The following is a 22454-nucleotide window of genomic DNA, read 5'->3' as shown; positions in this document are numbered from 1 at the left end:
GCAGATTTCGATTCTGAATCGCGCCCGAAGCGAACTGTCACCGAATCATCATCGAGACGGAAAGAGTACACCATGCAGCAGACTGCGACCGCCCGGGTCGAGGACATCGTTCAGTACATGCATCTTTTGGGGCAGCGTGCTCGCACCGCCAGCGCGGCCCTGCGCCGCGTCGACAGCGGGCGCAAGAATGCTGCCCTCGAGGCTATCGTGGCCCGACTGGACGCCGCGCGTCCGGCGTTGGCGGAGGCCAACCAGCAGGATCTGCAGCGCGGTCGCGACAACGGCCTGAACGAGGCGTTGCTGGACCGCCTGGCACTGACCCCGGAACGAATCGACGCCATGATCGCCGGCGTTCTGCAGGTGGCGGCGCTAGCCGATCCCGTCGGCCAGATCGACGGTCTCGGCTATCGGCCGAGCGGCATTCAGGTAGGTCAGATGCGGGTCCCGTTGGGCGTGATCGGCATCATCTATGAGTCGCGCCCCAACGTGACCGTCGAAGCCGCGAGTCTCTGCCTGAAATCGAGCAATGCCTGCATCCTGCGGGGAGGCTCGGAAGCCGCGGCCAGCAATGCCGCGATCGCCGAATGCATTCGTCTGGGGCTCGAGGACGCCGGCCTGCCGGAGGATGCCGTCCAGGTGGTGGCGACGACGGATCGCGCCGCCGTCGGCACCTTGATCACCATGCCCCAGTTCGTCGACGTCATCGTTCCGCGTGGCGGCAAATCGTTGATCGCCCGCGTCGCCAGTGAAGCGACGGTACCCGTGATCAAGCATCTCGACGGCATCTGTCACGTCTATATCGATGCCGGTGCGGATATCGACAAGGCGGTGGCCATCGCCGACAACGCCAAAACCCAGCGCTATTCGCCCTGCAACACCATGGAGACGTTGCTGGTTCACATCGATATCGCGGCGCTGGTATTGCCGCGACTCGCCGCCATCTACCGCGACAAGGGCGTCGAAATGCGCGGATGCTCGCGTACGCGGAGCTGGATCGGCGATGCCGTCGCGGCCACGGAGGCGGACTGGACGACGGAATATCTGGCGCCCATTCTGGCGATCCGGGTCGTCGATGACTTCGATCAGGCCGTCGACCATATCAATACCCACGGCTCTCAGCATACCGATGCGATCGTCACGGAAAACCTGACCCTGTCGCGACGGTTCCTGGCCGAGGTCGATTCCAGCTCGGTCATCGTCAACGCCTCGACACGCTTTGCCGATGGCTTCGAATACGGCCTGGGCGCCGAGATCGGCATTTCGACCAACAAGCTTCATGCCCGCGGCCCGGTCGGACTCGAGGGATTGACCACCCGCAAGTACGTCGTCTTCGGGGACGGCCATGTACGGAGTTGACGTGCAGGACGTCTCCTTTCTCGAGCGGCAAGGCGCGTCCATGCCCCGTATCGCCATGTTGGGGGGGACGTTCGACCCGGTTCACATGGGGCATCTGCGCAGTGCCGTCGAGCTGGGTGAGGTGCTGGCGCTTGACGCAGTCCACATGATTCCGGTGCACGTGCCGCCGCATCGCCAGGCGCCGGGTATCTCTGCCGAGCATCGCTTGGCGATGCTGAAAGCCGGTATCGGTACCACCCCCGGGCTGGTGGCGGACGATCGTGAAGTGCGTCGCTCCGGTCACTCGTACTCCGTCGACACGCTGGCGTCATTGCGTGAAGAGTGGGGCGAGCAGGCGCGGTTGGTCATGGCTGTCGGCCACGACGCCTTTCTGGGACTCCCCGACTGGCATCAGCGCGAGCGCCTGCTGTCGCTCGCGCATATCGTGGTTATCGACCGGCCCGACCATGACGCGCCGTTGGAGCCAGAGCTGGCGGCATTGATCGAGGGGCGCGAGGTCTCGACGGTGGAGACGATGATGGCGGCTCCGGCCGGCAACCTGTTGCGACTGCGACTACCCAGTCGGATGGCGATTGCCGCGACCGAGGTTCGTCGGCGTTTGCAGCAAGGGCTCAGCGTACGCTACCTGATCCCCGAGCCCGTCGAGCGCTATATCGAGCGCCACGGCCTCTACCGCGAGCCCGGGGCTGGCGTTCAGGCGTTATCCGAGTAAAATGCGCGACTCCCGGATTCCGGGAGTCGCGATTCCCCGTTCAAGGGGGTTATATGACGAGGAGCTATGCAGACAGATACGCTTAAATCACTGGTGGTGGAAGCGCTCGAGGAGCTGAAGGCTCGCGATGTCGTCGAGCTGGATGTGGCCGCATTGACCAGCGTCACCGATGTCATGGTGGTCGCGAGCGGAACTTCTTCGCGCCATGTGTCCGCCCTGGCCGACAACGTGGTCGAGAAGGCCAAGGATGCCGGGCTGCGTCCGCTGGGTATCGAGGGGCAGCAGGGCGGCGAGTGGGTGCTGGTCGATCTGGGCGACGTGATCGCGCATGTGATGATGCCGGAAACGCGTCAGCTCTATGATCTCGAGCGGCTCTGGGCCGACCTGCCGACCGATTCGCAGCGCACGGAAACCCCGGACCGGCAAGAACTACGTGGGCAAGAATTACGTGGGCAAGAACTACGCGGATGAAGATTCGACTGCTTGCCGTTGGCTCGCGCATGCCGGCGTGGGTAGAGGCGGGCGTCGAGGAGTACCGCAAACGGTTGCCGCGTGAAATGCCGTTCGAGATCGTCGAGATTGCTGCGGGCGCCCGCGGCAAGAACGCCGATGTCGCGCGGGCGATCCAGGCCGAAGGCGATCGAATGCTGGAAAAACTGCGCGATCAGGAACATATCGTTGCGCTGGAAGTCGAAGGGGCGTCCTGGTCCACGGAGCAACTGGCCGAACGCCTGGGTATCTGGCGCCAGGAAGGTCAGGATATTGCCCTGGTGGTAGGCGGGCCCGAAGGGCTCGATCCCCGTGTCGTCGCTCGCGCCCGGCAATCCTGGTCGCTCTCTGCGCTGACCCTGCCGCACCCGCTGGTGCGGGTCGTGCTGGCGGAGCAGTTCTACCGCGCCTGGTCATTGCTCTCAGGCCACCCGTACCACCGTTGATTCAGAGAGTCAGTCGCTTGTTCCCACTCGACGCCAACCAAAGCGACGCCCCTGGACGCTGCGCCCGTTCGACGTCGTCCGTCGCACTGAATCGCCGTTCTCGCCATGCGTAAGCGTCGGGAAAACGTCAAGAACCACGAGCGCGAAGTGCGTGTCTTTCGTAACCGCTCGCTGGTGGCAGTGCTGATCATCGCACTGATGGCAGGCGGGTTGCTTGCCCGGTTGGTCTATCTGCAGGTCATCGAGCATGACGTCTTCATCACGCGCTCCGACAGCAACCGCATGCGGGTCGAGCCGCTGCCGCCACGGCGAGGGCTGATCTACGACCGTAACGGCAAGCTGCTGGCGGAAAATCGGCCCACCTACAACCTCACCATCGTGCGCGAGCGTGTCGACGATCTCGATACGACGTTGCAGCGTCTGATCGATATTCTCGATCTGCCCGAGAGCGAGGTGGATGCCTTTCGCGCGCGCTCTCTGCAACGCCAGCGGCCCTATCAGCCGGCACTGTTGATGAGCGATCTGAGCGAGGATCAAATCGCGCGCCTGGCAGTGAATCGCTACCTGCTCTCCGGAGTCGAGGTTGAGGCGCAGTTGATGCGCTACTACCCCGACCCGATCGTGATGTCGCACGTGCTGGGCTACGTCGGAAGAATCAACACCGAGGAGCTGGCCGAGCTGGATCCGGGCAACTACGCCGGCACGCACTTCATCGGCAAGACGGGAGTCGAGTCCACCTACGAGGACCAGCTGCATGGCAAGGCCGGTCTGCGCAAGGTCGAGACCAATGCCCGCGGTAGAGTCCTGCGTGAGCTGGATCGGGATCCGGCAGAGCCGGGCAAGGACATCGAACTGACGATCGACAGCCGACTGCAGCACATGGCCTATGACCTGCTGGACGGCCGGCGCGGCGCGATCGTCGCGATTCAGCCCAAGACGGGCGATATTCTGGCGATGGTTTCGGCACCGGGTTTCGATATCAACAAGTTCGTGACCGGCATCTCCTACAAGGATTATCAGGCCCTGCAGAACAATCTCGACCTGCCGCTGTATAACCGCGCGGTACGAGGTCAGTATCCACCGGGGTCCACGGTCAAGCCGTTCGAAGCGTTGGGCGCCCTGCAGAATGGGGTGGTCAAACCCAACGATATCATCTACGACCCCGGCTATTTCCAGCTGCCCAACGATACCCGGCGTTACCATAACTGGTTGCGCTGGGGCCATGGTCGTGTCGACCTCGAACGGGCGCTGGAAGTCTCCAATAACACCTACTTCTATACCATGGCTTATCGGCTGGGTATCGACCGGCTTTCCGAGACCATGCATGAGTTCGGCTTTGGCGAGGTGACGTCGTTGGATGTCCAGGGCGCCTTGCCGGGCCTGATGCCCTCGCGCGAATGGAAGCGCGAGAAGTACAACCAGGCCTGGTACCCCGGTGAAACCCTTTCTGCCGGCATCGGCCAGGGTTACTTCATGGCGACGCCGTTGCAGCTGGCAACGGCCACCGCGACGCTGGCCAATCACGGCCACTGGGTACGGCCGCACCTGGCCAAGCAGGTTGGCGATGAAGCTATCGAGCCACCGTTTGCGGGTACCAAGCCGGATGTCCAGATCGACCACGCGCGCTGGTGGGAGGATGTCTATGAGGGCATGGAGGCGGTGCTTCACGGCTCCGAGGGGACCGCGCGCAAGGTCGGCGCTGGCATGCAGTACGAGATGGCGGCCAAGACCGGTACGGCCCAGGTTTTCTCGCTGGGCCAGAATCAGAAGTACGACGCCGACGAACTGACCGAACGCCTGCGCGATCATGCCCTTTTCATCGGTTTCGCCCCGGTCGACGACCCTCAGATCGCGATCGCCGTGATCGTCGAGAACGCCGGCGGCGGGGTATCCGGGCTCGGTCGTGAGCTGACCGATGCCTGGCTGCTGCCGGACAGCGAGCTGAAGAATCAGCCGGGTACCACTGTCAACGAAGAAGTCGAGAGTATCGATGGCGATTGATTTTCAACGCGTTGCACCGCGAACGCAGCGAGCGCGGGTCGGTCGCAAGCGTTCGCTTTGGCTGCGGCTGCATCTCGATCCGTGGCTGTTGGCGATTCTGCTGCTGCTGATCTCGTTTGGGCTGGTCGTGCTTTACAGCGCCAGTGGCATGTCGGCGTCGACCACGATGGCCCAGGCTATTCGCATGGGCGTGGCGCTGGTGGGTGCGGTCGTCATAGCGCAGTTCTCACCCGGCATTCTCTTTCGATGGACGCCGGTGGCCTACGGTGCCGGTCTGTTGATGCTCGTCGCCGTCGAGATCATGGGAGACATCGGCATGGGCGCCCAGCGCTGGCTGGAGATCGGCCCGTTGCGGTTTCAACCCTCTGAATTGATGAAGATCGCCATGCCGATGATGTTGGCGGCCTATCTTCACCGGAGACCGCTGCCGCCGACCTGGCGCGACCTGGTGGTGTGTGCGGTGATCGTTGGTGTTCCGGTACTGCTGATCGCCCGCCAGCCTGACCTGGGGACATCGTTGCTGGTCACCTGCGCTGCGGTCTTCGTGATCCTGCTGGCAGGGCTCTCCTGGAAATTCATTCTCGCCCTGGCGGGTCTGGCGGGAGCGGCGATGCCGATGCTGTGGATCAGCATGCACGACTACCAGCGTCAGCGAGTGTTGACCTTTCTCAATCCCGAAAGCGATCCACTGGGCGCCGGATGGAACATCATCCAGTCCAAGACGGCGATTGGCAGTGGCGGCATCGAAGGCAAAGGCTGGGGGCTGGGAACGCAATCCCAGCTCGAGTTCCTGCCCGAGCGTCATACCGACTTCATCGTCGCTGTTCTGGGCGAGGAGTTCGGGCTGATCGGCATGAGCACCATTCTGGTGCTCTATCTGTTGCTGGTCTCGCGAGGACTGGTGATGGCCAACAATGCTCAGGATACCTACGGGCGCCTGCTGGCCGGCAGCATCGTGCTGACCTTCTTCATCTACGTCTTCGTGAATATCGGCATGGTGACCGGCATTCTTCCCGTGGTCGGGGTTCCATTGCCGCTGGTGAGCTACGGCGGGACCTCCAGCGTGACCTTGATGGCCGGGTTCGGTATTCTCATGTCGATTCATACGCACCGCCGTCTGTTGACACACTGACGGTGGACGAGCCGCAAGCAGGGAGCCAGTCGCGCATGCCGCTGCGTTGTAAGCAGGAACGTCGGTTTCGCATCACGCTGTTGCTGATCGGGCTGTTGTGTTCGATCGGCCCGGCGGCACAGGCGGACGACGACTTCGATCCCGCTACGCACCCCGAGGTGCGAACGATGCTCGATTCGCTCAGCAAGCAGGGTCTGGCGAGTCGCGAGCTGAATGCCGCGATGCAGGCCGCGCAGTATCGCCCGCAAGTGCTGGACGCCATGAGCCACGCCGCAGAGCGGCGGCTGCGCTGGGATGAATATCGCGATATTTTCATACAGCCACAGCGGATTCAGCAGGGTGTGGCGTTCCTGAACGAAAACCGTGACGCCCTGGCGCGGGCCGAGCGGATTTATGGCGTGCCCCCCGAAGTGATCGTCGCGATTCTGGGTGTCGAGACCCAGTATGGCCGGCACAAGGGCACGCATCGGGTGCTCGACTCGCTTTCGACGCTGGCCTTCCATCATCCGTCCCGTGGGGCGTTCTTTCGCGGCGAGCTGGAAGCGTTTCTGGGGATTACCCTGGGTCAGGGTGTCGATCCGACGACACTGCTCGGATCCTACGCAGGAGCGATGGGCTATCCCCAGTTCATTCCGACGAGCTATCGGGCCTACGCGGTCGATTTCGATGGCGATGGCCTGAAGGATCTCTGGAACAATCCGGTCGATGCCATTGGCAGTATCGCCAACTACTTCAGCGAGCATGGCTGGCAGCGCCATCAGCCGGTATTGGTCGAGGCGAGCGGCCCGGATACGTTGCCGCCCTCCATCGACTTCAATCGCACCGAGCCACCGAATACGTCGGTCGAGACACTGAAGCGTGTCGGCATCGAACCGACGGCAGGAAACCTGTCGTCCACCGACGAGGTGGTTCCACTGGCGCTGGATTTCGCCGACGGTCACGTGCGCTACGTGATGGGTTTGAACAACTTCTACGTGATTACGCGCTACAACCACAGTCATCTCTATGCCATGGCGGTGGCCACGTTGGCTCAGCGCATTCAGACGGCCATGGGTGAGGGCGCGTGATTCTATGGTACGGCCGGTGGCGGGCGCTCGGCGCGACGTTGGCGTTGGCGTTGCTGGTGGGCTGTGCAGGCGGCGGGTCGCAGAATGGTGGCGGCCGTTATGCGATGGATCGGGACGCCTATCCGGATTCGCCCGAAGACGTAGCCAATGTGCCGGATGCGGTGCCCAGGGTCGAGCCGCGTTCCAGAAGCGGTAACCGTTCGAGCTATTCCGTCTGGGGCAAGACCTATCACGTGCTCAACGACCCCACCGGCTATACCGCTGAAGGCCGCGCTTCCTGGTACGGGACCAAGTTCCAGGGCTACGACACAGCCAACGGCGAGACCTACGACATGTACAAGATGTCGGCGGCGCACCGTTCGCTGCCATTGCCGACCTATGCGCGAGTCACCAATCTCGATAACGGCCGCAAGGTCATCGTGCGGGTGAATGATCGTGGCCCGTTTCACAGCGATCGGCTGATCGATCTTTCCTATGCGGCCGCCGCGCGGCTGGGAATCCTCAAAGGCGGCACCGGTCGAGTCAAGGTCGAGGCGATCGATCCCGTCGCCTGGGCGCGTGATCACGATCGCTCGACCGATGCCGCCGCGCGCGTTGCCCGCAATGACTCCGATTCTCGACCCGCTACCGAACCGTCTCGATCCACGTCCGTTCGGACGTCGTCCGCGAACGGCGCCGATCTGGACTCTGATCTGAATTACGAGTCGAGTATCGATCCCGTTCTCGCGGCGGCGAACACGAATCAGCCGGTGCAGAGGCAAGCGTTTTCATCGGCCGGCCGTGACGGGTCCTCGATGTCGCCAAAAACGTCGTCAGAAACGCCGTCGACGGCGGGGCAGCGGTATGTCCAAGTGGCTGCGCTCGGTTCGCAAACCGGAGCCGAAGCATTGAAAAGCCGACTGCAGGGCTTGCTGTCGCAGCCGGTTCGCATTGACAATGCGTCTCCTCCCTATCGTGTCCAGGTCGGGCCTATCGATGACCTGGCGTCGCTCGAATCCATCAGGGCTACCCTGCGAGACGCCGGCTTCGGCCAAGTGATCTTGGTAGCACCCACTCAGTAACCCTTGTCCAGTGAGAACCCGATTGTCATGAAAGCGTTGTTCACTTCGTCTGTTTCACGCCTGGTCATCTCGGCATCGCTATGCCTGGGCCTGCTTTCATCTCCGGTCAGCGCCCAGCAGCCCACGCCGGACAGCCAGATGTCGCAGACCAATCCGAAAACGGACCAGTTGATTCCGTCGCCGCCCGATCTGGCCGCCTCTTCGTGGGTGCTGATGGATGCGTCCACGGGGCAACTGCTGGTCAATCACAATGGCGATCAGCGCTTGCCTCCGGCGAGCCTGACCAAGATGATGACGGCCTATATCGTCGAGCAATCGATCGATAGCGGCAGTATCGCCGATAGCGACATGGTCAGCGTCAGCGAGAATGCCTGGCGGACAGGCGGTTCGCGCATGTTCATCCAGGAAGGCACCCAGGTCAGCGTCGAGAATCTGCTGCGTGGCGTGGTGGTGCAGTCCGGCAACGATGCCAGTGTGGCGCTATCGGAGTACGTCGCGGGTAGCGAGTCGGCTTTCGCGGATCTGATGAATCAGCAGGCCCAGCGTATGGGCATGCAGAACAGCCATTTCATGAATCCCACCGGGCTGCCGCACGACGACCACTATTCGTCTGCTCATGACCTGGGAATTCTGGCGCGTCATATCATCACGGACTTCCCTGACCACTATCAGGTCTATTCCGAGAAGTATTTCACCTACAACGATATCCGTCAGCCCAACCGTAACCGACTGCTATGGCGCGATCCGGATGTCGACGGGCTGAAGACCGGTCATACCGAAGCCGCCGGCTTCTGTCTGGTGGCGTCCGCCAAGAAGCAGGATACGCGTCTGATTGCCGTGGTCATGGGGACCAACTCCGACGAAGCGCGCGCCGCCGAGACACAGCGTCTGCTCAACTACGGGTTCCGCTTCTTCCAGACTCGCAAGCTTTACGATGCCGGCTCCGTGCTCAATGAAGCGCGCGTCTGGGGCGGGGACAAAGACACCGTGCGCCTCGGCGTTCAAAACGAAGTGAGCATGACCGTGCCGCGGGGCAGTGCCGACAATCTGACCGCTCGCCTCAATCTGCCGGAAACGCTGCACGCGCCGATCAAGGCAGGGCAGCAGATGGGCACGCTCGAGATCAAATCCGGTGATGAAGTGCTGGGCCAGGAGCCACTGGTGGCGCTCGAGAACGTCGAGGAAGGCAGCATCTTCAAACGCGTGTGGGATTCGATCGTCCTGTTCGTGACCGGGCTGTTCGACTGAGCGCGTCCATCGACGGGTTCGAGCCCTGCAAGCTGAACTGTGGTGCCGCTTGCCGGCGGCGCCCCATTCTCGAGCTTGCCAAAATCCGCCCCGGCTGGCATCAGTTGGTGAGCGGGTTAATGTTGAGTAGAATGGTCGGAAATCGACTGCAGTGCCTGAAATCCCATGACTCGGAAATCCAAGATTCAACAGCCTCAGACCCCAAAAGCCCAGACGCCGAATGATGTCGATCTTCCCCGGCCCAAGGTCGAGTTTCCGTGCGACTACCCGATCCGCGTGGTCGGCGATGCGGCCGAAGACTTCGTCGCGGCGGTCAGCAAGGTGATCGAGCGTCACGCGCCGGGATTCGATCCGGCATCGGTCAAGCTGACCGACAGTCGCAATGCGCGTTTCCAGTCGATCCGGGTCGTCATTCATGCCACCGGGGAGGCGCAGCTGGATGCGCTGTTCCAGGATCTGAAAGCCACCGGCCGCGTCCACATGGTGCTGTGACACCGATGTCGTCACTTCCGCTTTATCGCCTCGGGCGTCAGCCCTACCTGCCGGTGTGGCAGGCGATGTCGCGCTTTACCGACGAGCGTACTGGCGAGACGCCGGATCAGCTATGGCTGGTCGAGCACGAGCCGGTCTTCACCCAGGGGCGGGCCGGCAAGCCGGAACATCTGCTGACCCCGGGAGACATCCCCGTTGTTGCCAGTGATCGTGGCGGGCAGGTGACCTATCATGGCCCCGGTCAGGTCGTGCTCTATCCGCTGCTCGATGTGCGGCGGCGGGGATTGGGGGTCCGAGAACTGGTGACGCTGCTCGAGCATGCCGTCATCGATCTGCTGGCGACACATGGGGTCGACGCCCAAGCCAGAGCGGATGCTCCCGGCGTCTATGTCGGGGCGAGAAAGGTCGCCTCTCTGGGGCTGCGTATTCGGCGCGGCTGCAGCTTTCACGGTGTTGCGCTCAACATCGATATGGATTTGTCGCCGTTCGCGCGAATCAATCCATGTGGCTATGCCGGCCTCGCGATGACCCAGTTACGCGATCAGGTGTCGGGGCCACTGTCATTCGCCCGAGAGGCCGATCGACTGGCGGCGTGTTTCGCGCAGCGGCTGTCCGCGACGCTCGATGTTCAGCAACAGTTGCCACGGGCTTTCGAACCGCCACAGGCTTTTGAACCGTTAGCGACTCTCTAGCTAGCGGCGTTCCACGACTATCAGGAAGGGACCTATGACCGAGACGACCGTCATGCCAACGCCCGAAACCAAGAAGCCGGCCCGCGCCGAGCGCGGCGTCAAGTTGCGGGGTGCCGATAAGGTATCGCGGATCCCCGTCAAGGTCATTCCGACCGAAACGCTGCCGAAGAAGCCGGATTGGCTGCGCGTCCGAATGCCGGTTTCGCCGCAGGTGACCCATATCAAGCAGACGCTGCGCAAGCACGGGCTGCACACCGTCTGCGAAGAAGCGTCCTGTCCCAATCTTGGCGAATGCTTCAGCGGCGGTACGGCGACCTTCATGATCATGGGCGACATCTGCACCCGGCGCTGCCCGTTCTGTGACGTGGCGCACGGGCGGCCCAACGCGCTCAACGAGAACGAGCCCCGCGAGCTGGCCGAAGCCATTGCCGAAATGCGGCTCAACTACGTGGTGGTGACGTCCGTCGATCGTGACGATATGCGCGATGGCGGGGCACAGCACTTTGCCAACTGCATCCGCGAGATTCGCCGTGACAGTCCGAATATCGAGATCGAAGTGCTGGTGCCCGACTTCCGCGGGCGGATGCAGGTGGCTCTCGACATTCTCGAAGGCGAGGCGCCGGACGTCTTCAACCACAACCTGGAAACCGTCCCTTCGCTTTATCGCAAGGTACGCCCCGGGGCGAACTATCAGTGGTCGCTGGACCTGCTGAAAGGTTACAAGGCACGTCGTCCGGAAGTGATGACCAAATCGGGTTTGATGCTGGGGGTCGGTGAAACCGACGAGCAGGTCATCGAGGTGATGCGCGATCTGCGTGCCCACGATGTCGACATGCTGACGTTGGGCCAATATATGCAGCCCTCGCGTAACCATCTGGCGGTCGACCGCTGGGTGCATCCCGATACCTTCGACTGGTTCGCCGAACAGGCCAGGGCGCTGGGTTTCAAGCATGTCGCATCGGGGCCGCTGGTACGCTCTTCCTACCACGCCGACAAGCAGGCGCACGGAGTCCAGGTAAAGTAGACGCCGTGGTCCTGCATTGACCGGAAAACGCGACGGGCCTGCCGAATCACGATCGGCAGGCCCGTTTTGCGTTTGATGGTCATGAACGGACTTCGGGCCAATGCGACCAGGAATGCATCCGATAACGCGCCATCGGCGTATTCATGGAGTCGCTCAGCGAGCGACTCGACGGCTTTTCATTGATCACCCGATGGTTTCCTCGGTTATAAAGAGTTCGCACTATGAATGCACCGGAAATTCCTCGCCAAGAAGCAGAGCGTCTGATCGCCCTGCGGGGTCTGCAGCTGCTCGATTCGAACGCCGACAAGGGGTTCGACCGACTGACCGAGTTGGCGACAAAGATCTTCGATCTACCCATGGCGATGATCACGTTGATCGACGAGGATCGTCAGTGGTTCAAGTCGCATCAGGGGCTCAAGGTCTGCGAGACGCCGCGGCGGATCTCGTTCTGTGGGCATGTCGTCGCCGATGGTCAGCCGATGGTGATCAACAATGCGCTACGGGATCCCCGGTTCTCGGACAACCCACTGGTCACCGGGTCTCCCTTCATCCGGTTCTACGCGGGATTTCCACTATTCGTGGCTCCGGGAGTCTGTGTGGGGACGTTGTGCCTGATAGGGACGCTGCCGCGGGCCTTCGAGGACGCGGAGATGGATCGACTGAGGCTCCTCGCGGCACAGGCCGAAGAGCTGATTGAATTGCATGTACTGCGCGCCCAGGCGCGCCAGCGCGAGACCCTGGCTGGCTCCACCCACTGACGGTTCTCGCTGGCACGGCTTTTTTAACTACCCTCGGCGGGTAGACACAGTAGCGTCGGCGTCTCGATCGGGGCCATCGGTTTGCGGAAGTGCGCGTTCAGTTCCGGCAGCAGCTCGCGTACGAAGCGCAGGAAAAGCTCCGTCACCGGCGTGGGGTAGCGATCCTTGGGGTAGACCGTGCACCACGAGCGTCTCAGCGGGAAGCCGGGAATGGTCGGATTCGCCAGCAGGCCGGATGCCAGCTCCAGTTGCACTGCCAATCGCGGCAATACGGCCACGCCGAGATGCGCCATCACGCCCTGCTTGATGGCCTCGTTGGTACCCAGCTCGATGGTATGGTGCAGGGAAATGCGTTCCCTCGCGGCAAAATCCTCGAACGCCGTCCGCGCACCGGAACCCGGTTCCCGCATCAACAGATAGTGTCGCGCGAAATCCTCGAGCGTCGCCCGATCGGCCGTCACCAGCGGATGGCCCGGCCAGACGACCGGAATCAGCTCATTGTCCAGGATGGGCATGAACACCAGGTTGGGGTCCTCCGGCACCATGCCCATGATCACCAGATCATCCCGCCTCTCCGCCAGCCGTTCCAGGGCCTGGGCCCGATTGCACACGCGCAGCCGAATCTGAACCTCGGGATAGCGAGCCCGAAAGCGTGCCAGGATGTGGGGCACCACATACTGCGCGGTGGAGACGGCCGCCAGGTTGAGCTCGCCGCGAATCGTGCCGGCCAGCTCCGATAACTCCATCTGTAAACTCGAAACCTGTCCGAAGATCGACTGCGTCGACGCCGCCAGCGCGTCGGCGGCCGGCAGGATGTGCAGCGTTTTCCCGGCGTACTTGAACAGCGGCTGGGCGAGTGCCTGCTCGAGCTGTCGAATCTGGGCGCTGACCGCGGGTTGTGTCAGCCCGAGCTGCTCGGCGGCACGCGAGTAGGATTGCTGACGGTGGACGGCCTGGAAGACCTGGAGCTGACGGAACGTCAGTCGATTGAGCAGATTGGGTCGTGACATTCGGCACGCTCTCAGGGACAGGTATAAGGTTGAGCTTATAGGTTGGCAAAGAAATATCAATTTTTCTATTGGATCACGGATGGCTAGCGTAGAAGGAGAGACGAACGACCTGTCCACGCGCAATCCGGAGGCCAAACGGTGTTCAAGAAACTGCTTATCGCCAACCGCGGCGAGATCGCCGTGCGTATTGTACGAGCCTGCGCCGAGATGGGCATCCGGTCAGTGGCAATCTACACCGAGCCCGATCGGTTTTCGCTTCACGTCAAAGGCGCGGACGAGGCCTATTTCATGGGCGACGAGCCGTTGGCGGGCTATCTCGACCCGCGACGCATCGTCAGCCTGGCACGGGAAACGGGCTGTGACGCCATTCACCCCGGCTATGGCTTCCTGTCCGAAAGCGCCGAGTTCGCCCGGATCTGCAGTCAGGCGGGCATCGCCTTCGTGGGTCCCAGCGCCGAAGTCATTGCCAAAATGGGTGACAAGACCGCGGCGCGAGCGGCCATGCGCGAGGCGGGCGTGCCGGTCACGCCGGGTTCCGAGGGGAATCTCGCCGATCTCGACGAGGCGCTGACGGTGGCCGAAGAGATCGGCTACCCGATCATGCTCAAGGCGACCTCCGGCGGCGGTGGGCGCGGCATTCGGCGTTGCGACACGCCGGATCAGCTCGGCCAGGCCTGGGACCGGGTGATTTCCGAAGCGACCAAGGCGTTCGGTAGCGCCGAGGTGTTCATGGAAAAGTGCGTGGTCGACCCGCTGCATATTGAAGTCCAGGTGCTGGCGGACAGTCACGGCGGCGTCATTCATCTGTTCGAGCGCGACTGCTCGATCCAGCGGCGTAACCAGAAGCTGATCGAAATCGCCCCCAGTCCGCAGCTGACGCCTGAGCAGCGCAGCTACGTCGGCAAGATGGCGGTGCGCGCCACCCAGGCCGTGAGTTACGAGAACGCCGGCACCGTCGAATTTCTGGTCAAGGACAACGAAGTCTTCTTCATGGAGATGAATACCCGGGTCCAGGTCGAGCACACCATTACCGAAGCGATTACCGGCGTCGATATCGTCCGCGAGCAGCTGCGCGTCGCCGCCGGGGAGCGCCTGGCCTACCGCCAGGAGGACATTCGGCACCAGGGCTATGCCATCCAGTTCCGGATCAACGCCGAGGATCCCAAGAACGACTTTCTGCCGAGTTTCGGACGCATCACGCGCTATTACGCGCCCGGCGGCCCCGGCGTGAGGACGGATACGGCGATCTATACCGGCTACACGATTCCTCCGTACTTCGATTCGATGTGCCTCAAGCTGATCGTCTGGGGCATGACCTGGGAAGAGACGCTCAACCGCGGGATTCGGGCGCTCAACGATATGCGCCTGCAGGGCGTGAAGACCACGGCACCGTATTATCAGGAAATTCTGCGACATCCCGAATTTCGTGCCGGCCGTTTCGATACCGGGTTCGTTCCCGCCCATCCTGAATTGCTCAACTACTCCGTCAAACGCAATCCGGAAGAGGTCGCATTGGCGATCGCCGCGGCCATCGCCGCCCACGCGGGACTCTGAATCCGTTGAATCACGATAAGCCGAAATCAGAATAGCCGGAATGGACCCGAATCAGGATCAGGAGAAAGACATGAACAACGCCAACGGCTCATCCGTCAGGGTCAGCGACGTCGTCCTGCGCGATGGACATCAGTCGCTGATCGCCACGCGCATGCGAACCGAGGACATGCTGCCGATCTGCGCCAAGCTCGACGCCATCGGCTTTCATTCGCTCGAAGTCTGGGGCGGCGCCACGTTCGACGCCTGCGTGCGCTTCCTCAAGGAGGATCCGTGGGAACGGCTGCAGTCGTTGCGCGAAGCGCTGCCCAATACGCCGTTGCAGATGCTGCTGCGCGGCCAGAATCTGCTCGGCTACCGCCACTATGCCGATGACGTGGTCGAACGTTTCGTGGCCCGTTCGGCCGACAACGGGATCGATATCTTCCGGGTGTTCGATGCGCTGAACGATCTGCGCAATCTGGAAACCGCGATGAAGGCGGTCAAGGCCAGCGGCAAGCACGCTCAAGGCACGATCTGCTACACCGTCAGCCCGGTCCACACGCGTGACATGTATGTGGAGCAGGCCAAGCGGCTGGTCGATATGGGTGCGGATTCTATCGCGATCAAGGACATGGCCGGCCTGTTGACGCCCTACGCCACCGGAGAGCTGGTGGAAGCCCTGGTCGAGGCCGTGGACGTGCCGGTACATCTGCACGCACACGCCACGTCCGGCCTTGCGTCGTTGAGCCAGATGAAGGCGGTGGAGGCGGGGTGCCGGCATATCGATACCTGTATCTCGGCCTTTGCCGGCGGTACCAGTCACCCGTCCACCGAAGCCATGGTCGCGGCGTTCCAGGAAACGCCCTACGACACCGGGCTGGATCTGGTCGCGCTCAAGGAAGTCGGTGATTATTTTCGCGAGGTCCGCAAGAAGTACGCGGCTTTCGAGAGCGAGTACACCCGCGAGGATGTCAGCGTGCAGATCTGGCAGGTGCCGGGCGGCATGATGTCGAACCTGGCCAACCAGATGAAGGAGCAGAACGCGCTGGGCCGGATTCAGGACGTCTTCGACGAGATTCCCAAGGTTCGCGCCGATCTCGGTTATCCGCCGCTGGTCACGCCGACCTCGCAGATCGTCGGGACCCAGGCGGCCATGAACGTGCTGACCGGCGAGCGCTACAAATCGATCACCAATGAGGTGAAGCGTTATCTGCTGGGTGGCTACGGTCAGCCGCCGGCCGCGGTGAATGCGGAAGTGCGGCGCAAGGCGATCGGCAACGAACCCGTGGACGAAGGGCGGCCCGCCGATCAGCTCAAGCCGGAGATGACCAGGCTCAAGGCCGATATCGGCGAACTCGCCAGCTGCGAGGAGGACGTGCTGACATTCGCCATGTTCCCGGACCTGGGACGGGAATATCTGCAAGCACGGCGTGACGGCACCCTGGTGCCGGAGGCGATCCCGGCGCCAGAGGCCGCGGGTGGCGCCAGTCGTCCGGTTTCCGAAGGCGTGCCGACGGAGTTCGTCATCGACGTTCACGGAGAATCCTATGAAGTGCAGATTACCGGCGTCGGCAGCAGCAGTGGCAGCAAGCGTCGCGTCTACCTGACTCTCGATGGCATGCCCGAAGAGGTCGTGTTCGAGGCCAAGGATGAGTTCGTTCAGGAGAACAAGAGCGGTGGACGGGCCAAGGCCAGTTCGCCGGGGCACGTCACCACCTCGATGCCGGGCAATATCGTCGACGTGCTGGTGGCCGAGGGTGACAGCGTCAAGGAAGGCCAGGCCGTGCTGATTACCGAAGCCATGAAGATGGAGACGGAAGTTCAGGCGCGAACCGGGGGCACCGTCAAGGCGGTCCACGTGGCCAAGGGCGATCGCGTCACCCCGGGTGAAGTGTTGATCGAGATCGAATAGTGGGGGGAGACCGAATAGTGGGGGGAGACCGAATAGTGGGGGGAAACCAAAGCACGGGTCGATTCCCCGCTGAGATCGGCGTCATCAGGACAAAAAACGCGGAGCTGGGCTCCGCGTTTTTCGTTTCATTTTATCGTTTCATCGAAGGCCGCCATGGCGCTTACGCTACGGCTTACTCTTCAACCTGAATGATCTTCAGGGTGTTGGTGCCGCCATGGGCGTTCATGTGATCGCCTCGCGTCAGGATGACATGGTCGCCTTTCTTGGCGAGTCCGAGGCTGACCAGCTCCTTGATCGCGCCGGCGTTGATCTCGGTCAGCGGGAAGCGAGAGCTGTCGAAAACCAGTGATACGACGCCGCGATAGAGTGCCATTCGGCGCTGGACCATGGGAGTTTCGGCCAAGGCGACGATGGGTAGCCCGGAACGGATGCGCGAAGCAATCAACGGGGTATAGCCGGAGGCGGTCAAACAGGCAATCGCGACTACGCCTGAGAGGTGGTTGGCGGCATACATCGCCGACAGCGCCAGGGTCTCGTCGACGCGGCTGAAGCCTTCGTGGATGCGGTGCTGCGACTGTTGAGCGGCGCGCTCGCGCTCGGCGCCCAGGCACAGCCGATTCATGGCGCGGATGGTTTCGACCGGGTAGTCGCCGGCGGCGGTTTCCGCCGACAGCATGACCGCATCGGTGCCATCGAGAACCGCATTGGCGACGTCGAACACCTCGGCGCGAGTGGGCAACGGCGACTCGATCATCGACTCCATCATCTGGGTCGCGGTGATGACTACCTTGTTGAGGCTGCGGGCGCGGGAGATGATGCGCTTCTGCACGCCGATCAACTGGGCATCGCCAATCTCGACGCCGAGATCGCCGCGAGCCACCATTACCGCTTCCGAGGCGCGGATGATGTCGTCCAGCGTTTCCGGGTCGGCAACGGCTTCGGCACGTTCGATCTTGGCGACCAGGCCGATCTCCTGACCCGCCTCGCCGAGCAGCTCGCGAGCGTACTGCATGTCGGCGCCGCTACGCGGGAAGGAGACCGCCAGATAGTCGACACCGATATCGATCGCCGTCTTGAGGTCTTCCTTGTCCTTTTCCGTCAGCGCGGCTGCGGAGAGGCCGCCGCCCTGCTTGTTGATACCCTTGTTGTTGGTCAGCTTGCCGCCGACCTTGACCTTGGTGAAGATTTTCGGGCCTTCGATGCGCTCGACTTCCAGGACCAGGCGACCGTCATCCAGCAACAGGGTGTCACCGACGGCGACGTCATCGGCCAGCTCGGCATAGTCGCAGCCCACGCGCTCACTGTCGCCGGCATCGCGATCCAGCGATACGTCGATCAGGAAGGGCTGGTCCTTCTCGAGCTTGACACCGCCTTCGGCGGCAAAGCGGGCGATCCGGATCTTGGGGCCCTGGAGATCGCCGAGCGCCGCCACCGCACGCCCCTGACGTTCCGCGGCTTCACGTACGGCCATGAGCCGGCGACGATGATCTTCGGGATTGCCGTGGGAGAAGTTCAGACGGACGACGTCGACTCCGGCTTCGATGATGGCGTCCAGTACTCCCTCGCGATCCGTGGCGGGACCCAGCGTAGCGACGATCTTGGTGCGACGAATCGGGCCGTGAAACGCTTGCTGCATAGAGATTCTCCTGGTGGCTGAGTGAGTCATCCGGCGCGCCAAAGAAGAGAAATGATCCGCGGCGGAAAGAGGTGGTGATTTTACAACATGGCGATCATCTTGTCCGAAGCGTCACGACTGGTGTGACAGCGATGCGACTGTGGCGCGATGCCGAGGCGACTGCGGTGACAGGGGATCCGCTCAGGTCGTCATAGAGTGATCACGTCAGCATGTCATGCTGATGACGTGCCGTCAGCGGCGCCAATTTAGCCAAGTGTAGCGCGCCTGGCCACGATGTGACATGGACGCAAGGTCGGAGAGGCCCGGGGTCGAGATGCCTTTCCCGGCTTGGAATCTCGGTACAAAGACCCATTATGAAGAGCCAAGGTCGCGCCGCCGCCAGGATCGGGGGAAGTCAAGCTTCGGCTGGCGCGCCGAGAACGGCTAGGGTAGGGTAGGCGCATTTTCCGGCCAGGCTCCGTTTTCTGTCGCCACTTTCCGTCGCTAAACACGTGCCAGCGGCCACTGGCGCCGCATGCTACGAATTTTCGGCACTCAGTGGAATCTGCCGTGTACCCTGTAAAAACACAGTACTTGGTAACATTCGCCGCACTCTATTTATTTAGCCGCACTCTATAAAAGAAGCAGGAGAGCTATGGGCAAGTCACTGGTTATCGTTGAGTCACCGGCCAAGGCCAAGACCATTAACAAGTATCTCGGCAACGATTTCGTGGTGAAGTCGAGTGTCGGGCATATCCGTGATCTGCCGACCAGTGGTTCTTCCAAGCAGGCCAGCGATCCCAAGGAGCGGGCGAGACAGGCGGCGATCACCCGCAAGATGTCGCCGGACGACAAGGCGATTTACAAGAAGCAGAAGCAGTGGGATCAGTTGATTCGCCGCATGGGGATCGATCCCGAGCATGGCTGGCAGGCCAACTACGAGATCCTGCCGGGTAAGGAAAAGGTGGTCGAAGAGCTCAAGAAGCTCGCCGACAAGAGCGACACCATCTATCTCGCAACGGATTTGGATCGCGAGGGGGAAGCGATCGCCTGGCACCTGAAAGAGACCATCGGCGGCGATGACTCGCGCTACAAGCGTGTCGTGTTCAACGAGATCACCAAGAACGCCATTCAGGAAGCGTTCAAGCAGCCCGGCACGCTCAACATCGCCCGGGTCGAGGCGCAGCAGAGTCGTCGCTTTCTCGATCGCGTGGTCGGCTTCATGGTCTCTCCGCTGCTCTGGAGCAAGGTCGCGCGCGGCCTCTCCGCCGGTCGCGTGCAGTCGGTGGCGGTACGCCTGCTCGTCGACCGGGAGCGCGATATCCGCGCGTTCAACCCGGAAGAGTTCTGGGACGTTCATGCCGACATGATCACGCCGGACGGAGAGCCGGTCCGTTTCGAGGTGGCTCGTGAAAAGGGCGAGGCTTTCCGGCCGACCTCCGAGAAGGAAACGCTCGAGCGCATCGCGCCGCTGCGTCGGGAAGCATTCGACGTCACCAGCCGCGAAACCAAGCCGACCAGCTCCAAGCCCAACGCCCCGTTCATTACCTCGACCCTGCAACAGGCAGCCAGTGGCCGCCTGGGGTACTCGGTCAAAAAGACGATGACGCTGGCCCAGCGCCTCTACGAAGGCGGCTACATCACTTACATGCGTACCGACTCGACCAACCTGTCCCAGGATGCGGTCGCCGGCGTGCGTGATTACATCCAGGCGGAATTCGGCGAACGTTACCTGCCGGAGTCGCCGATTCGCTACTCGAGCAAGCAGAACGCCCAGGAGGCCCACGAGGCCATCCGGCCGTCCAACGTCAAGCAGCGGGCCGACGATTTGCCCGTCGAGCGCGACGCTCAGCGTCTCTATGAACTGATCTGGCGTCAGTTCGTGGCCTGCCAGATGGTGCCGGCGCAATATCTCGCCACGACGCTGACCATCGAGGCCGAGGGCTTCGAGCTCAAGGCGCGCGGCCGGGTGCTCAAGTTCGACGGCTACACCCGCGTAATGAAGCCGATGGCGAAAAAGGACGAGCAGGCGCAGCTGCCGGACATCGAGGAGGGCGCGACGCTGCAGGTCGAGCAGATCGATCCGCAACAGCACTTCACCAAGCCGCCGGCACGTTATACCGAAGCCAGCCTGGTCAAGGAGCTGGAGAAGCGGGGCATCGGCCGGCCGTCGACCTACGCGGCGATCATCTCCACGATCCAGGATCGAGGCTATGCCAAGCTAGACAACCGGCGCTTCTACGCCGAGAAACTCGGCGAGATCGTCACTGATCGTCTGGTGGAGTCGTTCAACGATCTGCTCGACTACGGCTTCACCGCCCGGATGGAGGATCGTCTCGATGAAGTCGCCGAAGGACACGAGCAGTGGCAGCAAGTGCTCGACGCGTTCTACGCCGATTTCAAGCAGAAGCTGGAACGCGCCGAGGGCGACGAGGGCATGCGTCCCAACGACCCGGTCGAGACCGATATCGCTTGCCCGACCTGCGGCCGCCCGATGCAGATTCGCATCGCCTCGACCGGCGTGTTCCTGGGCTGCTCCGGCTACAATCTGCCGCCGAAAGAGCGCTGCAAGACCACCATCGACTTGATTCCTGGGGATGAAGCAGTACCGGAGGAGGCCGACGAGGCCGCCGAAACCGACGCGTTGCGCGCCAAGCGGCGCAACCCGAACACCGGTACGGCGATGGATAGCTATCTGATCGACGAGGGTCGCAAGCTCTATCTCAGCAACGATGACGACGGCTATTACGAGATCGAGCAGGGCCGTTTCCGGATCAAGGGCTACGACGGTCCGGTGATCGAGTGCGACAAGTGTGGCTCCGAAATGCAGCTCAAGAGCGGGCGTTTCGGCAAGTACTTTGCCTGCACCAACGAGGCGTGCGGCAATACCCGCAAGCTGCTGAAGAGCGGTGAGGTAGCACCGCCCAAGATGGATCCGATTCCGATGCCGGAACTGGCCTGTCTGAAAGTCGACGATCATTACGTGCTGCGAGACGGCGCCAGCGGCCTGTTTCTGGCCGCCAGCCAGTTTCCCAAGAATCGGGAAACGCGACCGCCGCTGGTGAAAGAGCTCAAGGCACACGCCGATGCGCTGCCCGAGAAGTATCACTTTCTGCTCGAGGCGCCCAGCGAGGATCCGGACGGTCGGCCGGCCCAAATCCGGTTTTCGCGCAAGGCCAAGAGCCAGTTCGTGATGACCGACGAAGCTGGCAAGGCGACCGGCTGGCGCGCGACATTCGAAGACGGCCGTTGGCAGGTGGAGGACAAGCGCAAGTGACGTCTGTGGCCCGTACCAATCAGCTGCTCTACCAGGCTGACCTGTTGCTGGCGCTCGGTGCCGATGCTCGGACCGAGGAGGCGAATCGCGACGAGCATGCGACGGCGCGGCGCATGGCGCTGGAAGAAGCGGCGCTGGGGCAGCTGGAACTGGCCTTGAATGCGCTGCTTCGCGAAGTGACCGAGCATACCGATCTGACTCACGATGATTGGCGAGCCTGGCTGCAGGCCACCTCGGTCCCCGTCGCTGAGCTCGAACGCCTACGCTCGTTGGCCGATGACGCTGAGAGCTGGCTGGCCATGTTGCTGGAACGGTTGCGAGCATTGCATGGTGACGAGGGCGCGGCGCGCCGCGAGGCGCCGCGTCGGCTGATTGCCAGCGCCGGAGAGCCGACGCTCGCCGAGACGTTGCGCTGGTGTCACCGAGAGTTCAGGGCGCTGTTGCCATCGCTGCGTGAGGGCAGCAGCGAATGGTGACCGGCGCGGGGCGGTCGTGCTAGTCTGATCGATAGATGATAACGACCGGGGCTCAGGCTCTGGTCGTTTTTTATTGGTCTCGCCTTTTGCCCGATTCGTGACGGCCAATAGATCGGTGTTTGACTGCCAACGCTCGCTGAGCAACGCGCGGAC

The 22454-nt window shown here is 62.4% G+C and carries 19 protein-coding genes; 17 read left to right on the top strand and 2 right to left on the bottom strand.

Annotation, left to right across the window (positions count from 1 at the left end):
* The first annotated feature begins 72 nt into the window (after positions 1 to 72).
* The 13 genes from DOM58_RS04770 (at position 73) to DOM58_RS04710 (ending at position 12478) form a co-directional block, all read left to right on the top strand.
* Positions 73 to 1356: a glutamate-5-semialdehyde dehydrogenase gene (locus DOM58_RS04770; RefSeq protein WP_110691937.1), complete on the top strand. Its 1284-nt coding sequence runs from the start codon at positions 73 to 75 to the stop codon at positions 1354 to 1356.
* The gene (gene nadD, locus DOM58_RS04765) at positions 1343 to 2068 is read left to right on the top strand and encodes a nicotinate-nucleotide adenylyltransferase (protein ID WP_245392152.1); all 726 of its coding nucleotides are present in this window, start codon (positions 1343 to 1345) and stop codon (positions 2066 to 2068) included. The genes DOM58_RS04770 and nadD overlap by 14 nt, the downstream gene beginning before the upstream one ends.
* 66 nt (positions 2069 to 2134) lie before the next feature.
* Positions 2135 to 2539, top strand: a complete 405-nt coding sequence (gene rsfS, locus DOM58_RS04760; protein WP_110691936.1) for a ribosome silencing factor — start codon at positions 2135 to 2137, stop codon at positions 2537 to 2539.
* The gene (rlmH, locus tag DOM58_RS04755; protein WP_075561241.1) at positions 2536 to 3003 is read left to right on the top strand and encodes a 23S rRNA (pseudouridine(1915)-N(3))-methyltransferase RlmH; all 468 of its coding nucleotides are present in this window, start codon (positions 2536 to 2538) and stop codon (positions 3001 to 3003) included. The genes rsfS and rlmH overlap by 4 nt, the downstream gene beginning before the upstream one ends.
* Positions 3004 to 3108: 105 nt before the next feature.
* Entirely contained in the window at positions 3109 to 5004 is a 1896-nt protein-coding gene (mrdA, locus tag DOM58_RS04750; RefSeq protein WP_110691935.1) for a penicillin-binding protein 2, read from the top strand.
* Positions 4994 to 6136 carry a rod shape-determining protein RodA gene (gene rodA, locus DOM58_RS04745; RefSeq protein WP_075561243.1) on the top strand — a complete coding sequence of 381 codons (1143 nt, stop codon included), beginning with the start codon at positions 4994 to 4996 and terminating at the stop codon, positions 6134 to 6136. Before mrdA ends, rodA begins: the two co-directional genes overlap by 11 nt.
* Positions 6137 to 6171: 35 nt before the next feature.
* Positions 6172 to 7203 carry a lytic murein transglycosylase B gene (gene mltB / locus DOM58_RS04740; protein ID WP_110691934.1) on the top strand — a complete coding sequence of 344 codons (1032 nt, stop codon included), beginning with the start codon at positions 6172 to 6174 and terminating at the stop codon, positions 7201 to 7203.
* Positions 7204 to 7247: 44 nt separating this feature from the next.
* Positions 7248 to 8264, top strand: coding sequence for a septal ring lytic transglycosylase RlpA family protein (locus tag DOM58_RS04735; RefSeq protein ID WP_245392151.1), 1017 nt, complete (start codon positions 7248 to 7250; stop codon positions 8262 to 8264).
* A 27-nt stretch (positions 8265 to 8291) separates the two neighbouring features.
* Positions 8292 to 9512: a D-alanyl-D-alanine carboxypeptidase family protein gene (locus DOM58_RS04730; protein ID WP_075561246.1), complete on the top strand. Its 1221-nt coding sequence runs from the start codon at positions 8292 to 8294 to the stop codon at positions 9510 to 9512.
* A 165-nt stretch (positions 9513 to 9677) separates the two neighbouring features.
* Positions 9678 to 10004 (top strand): HP0495 family protein, encoded by a 327-nt coding sequence (locus DOM58_RS04725; RefSeq protein ID WP_083627672.1) that lies wholly within the window; start codon positions 9678 to 9680, stop codon positions 10002 to 10004.
* 5 nt (positions 10005 to 10009) lie between these two features.
* Positions 10010 to 10696 carry a lipoyl(octanoyl) transferase LipB gene (lipB, locus tag DOM58_RS04720; protein WP_083627678.1) on the top strand — a complete coding sequence of 229 codons (687 nt, stop codon included), beginning with the start codon at positions 10010 to 10012 and terminating at the stop codon, positions 10694 to 10696.
* 34 nt (positions 10697 to 10730) lie between these two features.
* Positions 10731 to 11720 (top strand): lipoyl synthase, encoded by a 990-nt coding sequence (gene lipA / locus DOM58_RS04715; RefSeq protein ID WP_223162128.1) that lies wholly within the window; start codon positions 10731 to 10733, stop codon positions 11718 to 11720.
* A 221-nt stretch (positions 11721 to 11941) separates the two neighbouring features.
* Entirely contained in the window at positions 11942 to 12478 is a 537-nt protein-coding gene (locus tag DOM58_RS04710; RefSeq protein ID WP_110691933.1) for a GAF domain-containing protein, read from the top strand.
* Between the two features lie 23 nt (positions 12479 to 12501).
* Here DOM58_RS04710 and DOM58_RS04705 read toward each other — a convergent pair whose 3' ends face one another.
* On the bottom strand, positions 12502 to 13488 hold the full coding sequence (locus DOM58_RS04705) for a LysR family transcriptional regulator (RefSeq protein WP_110691932.1): 987 nt from the start codon (positions 13486 to 13488) through the stop codon (positions 12502 to 12504).
* Between the two features lie 138 nt (positions 13489 to 13626).
* On the opposite strand from DOM58_RS04705, the gene DOM58_RS04700 reads away from it, so the two are divergent.
* Positions 13627 to 15042: an acetyl-CoA carboxylase biotin carboxylase subunit gene (locus DOM58_RS04700; protein ID WP_110691931.1), complete on the top strand. Its 1416-nt coding sequence runs from the start codon at positions 13627 to 13629 to the stop codon at positions 15040 to 15042.
* Positions 15043 to 15112: 70 nt separating this feature from the next.
* A complete protein-coding gene (gene oadA, locus DOM58_RS04695; RefSeq protein ID WP_110691930.1) occupies positions 15113 to 16933 on the top strand; it encodes a sodium-extruding oxaloacetate decarboxylase subunit alpha in 1821 nt (606 codons plus the stop codon).
* Between the two features lie 172 nt (positions 16934 to 17105).
* Here oadA and pyk read toward each other — a convergent pair whose 3' ends face one another.
* Positions 17106 to 18569 carry a pyruvate kinase gene (gene pyk / locus DOM58_RS04690; protein ID WP_110691929.1) on the bottom strand — a complete coding sequence of 488 codons (1464 nt, stop codon included), beginning with the start codon at positions 18567 to 18569 and terminating at the stop codon, positions 17106 to 17108.
* Between the two features lie 634 nt (positions 18570 to 19203).
* On the opposite strand from pyk, the gene topA reads away from it, so the two are divergent.
* Both topA and DOM58_RS04680 read left to right on the top strand, forming a co-directional pair.
* Positions 19204 to 21825 carry a type I DNA topoisomerase gene (gene topA / locus DOM58_RS04685; RefSeq protein ID WP_110691928.1) on the top strand — a complete coding sequence of 874 codons (2622 nt, stop codon included), beginning with the start codon at positions 19204 to 19206 and terminating at the stop codon, positions 21823 to 21825.
* Positions 21822 to 22301 (top strand): DUF6586 family protein, encoded by a 480-nt coding sequence (locus tag DOM58_RS04680; protein WP_110691927.1) that lies wholly within the window; start codon positions 21822 to 21824, stop codon positions 22299 to 22301. Before topA ends, DOM58_RS04680 begins: the two co-directional genes overlap by 4 nt.
* Positions 22302 to 22454: the final 153 nt, after the last annotated feature.

The organism is Salinicola halophyticus (genome assembly GCF_003206695.1).
In the GTDB taxonomy this organism is placed as follows: domain Bacteria; phylum Pseudomonadota; class Gammaproteobacteria; order Pseudomonadales; family Halomonadaceae; genus Salinicola; species Salinicola halophyticus.
This window is presented reverse-complemented; position numbering and strand designations above follow the sequence as displayed.

Bases quoted from the DNA above. Each gene is read 5' to 3' on its own strand.
- mltB (WP_110691934.1), top strand. From the start codon at position 6,172: ATGCCGCTGCGTTGTAAGCAGGAACGTCGGTTTCGCATCACGCTGTTG.
- pyk (WP_110691929.1), bottom strand. From the start codon at position 18,569: ATGCAGCAAGCGTTTCACGGCCCGATTCGTCGCACCAAGATCGTCGCT.
- DOM58_RS04730 (WP_075561246.1), top strand. From the start codon at position 8,292: ATGAAAGCGTTGTTCACTTCGTCTGTTTCACGCCTGGTCATCTCGGCA.
- nadD (WP_245392152.1), top strand. From the start codon at position 1,343: ATGTACGGAGTTGACGTGCAGGACGTCTCCTTTCTCGAGCGGCAAGGC.
- lipA (WP_223162128.1), top strand. From the start codon at position 10,731: ATGACCGAGACGACCGTCATGCCAACGCCCGAAACCAAGAAGCCGGCC.
- rlmH (WP_075561241.1), top strand. From the start codon at position 2,536: ATGAAGATTCGACTGCTTGCCGTTGGCTCGCGCATGCCGGCGTGGGTA.
- DOM58_RS04725 (WP_083627672.1), top strand. From the start codon at position 9,678: ATGACTCGGAAATCCAAGATTCAACAGCCTCAGACCCCAAAAGCCCAG.
- lipB (WP_083627678.1), top strand. From the start codon at position 10,010: ATGTCGTCACTTCCGCTTTATCGCCTCGGGCGTCAGCCCTACCTGCCG.
- DOM58_RS04705 (WP_110691932.1), bottom strand. From the start codon at position 13,488: ATGTCACGACCCAATCTGCTCAATCGACTGACGTTCCGTCAGCTCCAG.
- rsfS (WP_110691936.1), top strand. From the start codon at position 2,135: ATGCAGACAGATACGCTTAAATCACTGGTGGTGGAAGCGCTCGAGGAG.
- DOM58_RS04710 (WP_110691933.1), top strand. From the start codon at position 11,942: ATGAATGCACCGGAAATTCCTCGCCAAGAAGCAGAGCGTCTGATCGCC.
- topA (WP_110691928.1), top strand. From the start codon at position 19,204: ATGGGCAAGTCACTGGTTATCGTTGAGTCACCGGCCAAGGCCAAGACC.
- rodA (WP_075561243.1), top strand. From the start codon at position 4,994: ATGGCGATTGATTTTCAACGCGTTGCACCGCGAACGCAGCGAGCGCGG.
- oadA (WP_110691930.1), top strand. From the start codon at position 15,113: ATGAACAACGCCAACGGCTCATCCGTCAGGGTCAGCGACGTCGTCCTG.
- mrdA (WP_110691935.1), top strand. From the start codon at position 3,109: ATGCGTAAGCGTCGGGAAAACGTCAAGAACCACGAGCGCGAAGTGCGT.
- DOM58_RS04770 (WP_110691937.1), top strand. From the start codon at position 73: ATGCAGCAGACTGCGACCGCCCGGGTCGAGGACATCGTTCAGTACATG.